This is a genomic window from Streptomyces hainanensis (genome assembly GCF_004348415.1).
Classification (GTDB): Bacteria; Actinomycetota; Actinomycetes; order Streptomycetales; family Streptomycetaceae; genus Streptomyces; species Streptomyces hainanensis.
This window is the reverse complement of the sequence record NZ_SMKI01000702.1, coordinates 1-2,655: the sequence shown is the minus strand read 5'-3', so window position 1 is coordinate 2,655 and position 2,655 is coordinate 1. Positions and strand designations below refer to the sequence as shown.

Here is a 2,655-nt window from a genome sequence, read left to right as displayed (position 1 = left end):
CCACCCACCCCGGATCGGTGTCCTCCAGCCCCTTGAAGGCCGTCATCCTCATCTGCCACCCCGAGCCTCGGCGCACCCTGTCGCGCTGTCCACATCATTGGAGAGATCGGTATCGCCCGCTACCCGGCCCGGATCTTCTGTAGCGCCGCGGTGACACACCACCAGTGTTGGTGCACGCGTGCAGCGGGCTGGCCTGCGCACGAAGAAGCTGAACCCTGCCCCCGAGGGTAAGGTCAGGGCGCCGGGCGCGCCGGTGCGACGACCTGCGGCGTCACGGTGCGGGGCGCAGGCCGGTGAGCAGGCCGCGGCGAGCGGAGTCGACGTGTTCCTCGGCCCGCCGGGCCAGCGTCTCCCGGTCGTCCGAGCGCAGGAGCGCCACCAGTTCGCGGTGTTCGTCGACGACGCGGGCCCGGTAGTGCTCGTAGCCGAGGGTGATGCGGCGGAGCTGGAACAGATGGACCTGTGAGCGCACCGCGTGCCAGGCGTCGACGAGCCTGCGGTTGTTCGCGGCGTCGTAGATCCGGTCGTGGAAGGCGATGTCCAGGGCGAGCAGCCTCGTCCCGGACGCCTCGCCGCCGATCTCCCGCGACATCGCGTCGACGAGGGTGTCCAGTTCGGCCAACTGGTCGGCGGTCGCGTTCTGCTGCGCACCGGTCGCCGCGAGACGGTCCAGGGCGGCGCGCAGGCCGTAGACCTCCTCGACGTCCTGGGCGGTGACGTCGATGACGGTGGTGCCACGGTGCCAGACGCTGTGGACGAGCCCCTCGCGTTCGAGGAGGGCGAGTCCTTCGCGCACCGATCCGCGGCTGACTCCCAGCCAGGCGGCGAGTTCGACCTCGCGCAGCTGCGCCGCGGGCGGGAAGCGGCCGGCGAGGATCGCCTCGCGTATGAGGTCGGCGGCCTCCCGCGACAGTCCGCGGCGACTGGCCCTGGGGAGCGGTGCGACGGTCATGTCCGAATGTTGACATCCGGACATCAGGGGGTGCAAGGTCGGAGGGCGTCGAAGCGGCCGAAGCGAAGGAGCCCCCACATGTCCCTGCGGCCCGCCGTCCACCTGGCCATACCGGTCGACGACCTCGGCGCCGCGCGCCGGTTCTACGGGGGCGTTCTGGGGCTGAGCGAGGGGCGGTCCACCGACCACTGGATCGACTGGGACCTGCGGGGCCACCAGCTGGTGACCCATGTGGTACCCGGCGGCCCGGTACCCGCCGGGAACAGCGAGGTCGACGGGCACGCGGTGCCGATCCCGCACTTCGGGCTGCTGCTGTCGACCGAGGACTTCCACGCGCTCGCCGACCGACTCCGCGCGGCGGGCGTCGCGTTCGTCATCGAGCCCTACCGCCGCTTCCCCGGCGAGCCGGGTGAGCAGTGGACGATGTTCCTCCACGATCCGGCCGGCAACGCGCTGGAGTTCAAGGCGTTCCGCGACCCCTCCCAGGTCTTCACGCGATGAGGCGCGTACTCGTCACCGGAGCGTCGCGCGGGATCGGCCGGGCCGTGGCCCTGGCGTTCGCCGCACACGGGGACCGGGTCGGGGTGCACTACGCGGTCGACCGCGCCGACGCCGAGGAGACGCTGCGGCGACTGCCCGGTTCCGGTCACGCCCTGCTCGCCGGTGATCTCGGCGATCCGCGGGCGGCGCGGGACGTCGTCGACGATGCCGTGCGGGGGCTCGGCGGGATCGACGTCCTGGTCAACAACGCCGCCGCCGCACCGTCCCACGACACCCGGCACCGGGTGACCGACGTGTCCTACGAGGACTGGCAACGGAACTGGCGCCGCATGGTCGACGTCAACCTGCTCGGCGCGGCGAACGTCACCTACTGCGTCGCCCGGCACCTCGTCGACCGCGCCGGTGGGGGCAGCATCGTCAACATCGGTTCCCGAGGCGCCTTCCGGGGCGAGCCGGACTTTCCCGCGTACGGCGCGAGCAAGGCCGCGTTGCACGCGTTCGGGCAGTCGATGGCCGTCGCGCTGGCCCCGCACGGCATCGCGGTGACGTCCGTGGCGCCCGGCTTCGTCGCGACCGAACGACAGGCACCCAGGCTGGCGGGCCAGGACGGCGAGGCCCTGCGCGGTCAGAGCCCCTTCGGACGCGTCGGGACCCCCGAGGAGGTCGCGGCCGCGGTGCTCTTCCTGGCCTCACCGGAAGCCACCTGGTCCTCCGGAACCGTCCTCGACCTCAACGGCGCCTCCCACCTCCGAACCTGAGGACCCGCGGCCGCCGACACGGGGGTGAGGGGTGCAGGAAACCCGGTTCGCACATTCAACTCCCGTTGCTAGCCTGGAGCTTGGATGGGTCCGCGCGCGGGGGAGGGTGCGGTGCGCCGGGAAACGGACTGGGGGGAGAGCGCCGGGTTGGCGCTCGCGCGCGAGTTGGTCGCCCGACTCGCGCCGGACGAACTGCCGCTGTTCGACGAGACGGTGACCGCCGCCCCACGTGGCGCCCGGTCGCGGCGACAGCGTGACGACCCGTTGGGGTTCGGCGCGGTCGAGGCCGCCGCCGTACTGTTCACGACCATCGCCTGCGGGGTGGCGAGCGAGGTCGTCAAGGCGCTCGCGGAGGACGCCGGGCAACGTGCCGCCGGCCGCACCAGAAGACTGCTGCGGCGTCTGCGGCGCGAGCGACGGCCCGCGCCCCCGCCTGACGACCCC

General features: G+C 72.7%; 4 protein-coding genes. 3 read left to right on the top strand and 1 reads right to left on the bottom strand.

Features of this window, described 5'->3' with window-relative positions:
• Window positions 1–271: 271 nt before the first annotated feature.
• Complete coding sequence (locus tag E1283_RS34915) at window positions 272–952, bottom strand: GntR family transcriptional regulator (protein WP_132822182.1); 681 nt, start codon at window positions 950–952, stop codon at window positions 272–274.
• 78 nt (window positions 953–1,030) lie between these two features.
• Between E1283_RS34915 and E1283_RS34910 the strand changes: the two genes are divergently transcribed.
• From E1283_RS34910 to E1283_RS34900, 3 genes are all read left to right on the top strand, one after another.
• Window positions 1,031–1,453 (top strand): VOC family protein, encoded by a 423-nt coding sequence (locus E1283_RS34910; RefSeq protein ID WP_132822181.1) that lies wholly within the window; start codon window positions 1,031–1,033, stop codon window positions 1,451–1,453.
• Window positions 1,450–2,211 (top strand): SDR family NAD(P)-dependent oxidoreductase, encoded by a 762-nt coding sequence (locus tag E1283_RS34905; protein ID WP_132822180.1) that lies wholly within the window; start codon window positions 1,450–1,452, stop codon window positions 2,209–2,211. The genes E1283_RS34910 and E1283_RS34905 overlap by 4 nt, the downstream gene beginning before the upstream one ends.
• Window positions 2,212–2,322: 111 nt before the next feature.
• On the top strand, window positions 2,323–2,655 hold a 333-nt coding region (locus E1283_RS34900), incomplete at its 3' end, for a hypothetical protein (protein ID WP_207930658.1).

Coding starts and splice junctions, on each gene's coding strand:
- E1283_RS34905 (WP_132822180.1), top strand. CDS start 1,450: ATGAGGCGCGTACTCGTCACCGGAGCGTCGCGCGGGATCGGCCGGGCC.
- E1283_RS34910 (WP_132822181.1), top strand. CDS start 1,031: ATGTCCCTGCGGCCCGCCGTCCACCTGGCCATACCGGTCGACGACCTC.
- E1283_RS34915 (WP_132822182.1), bottom strand. CDS start 952: ATGACCGTCGCACCGCTCCCCAGGGCCAGTCGCCGCGGACTGTCGCGG.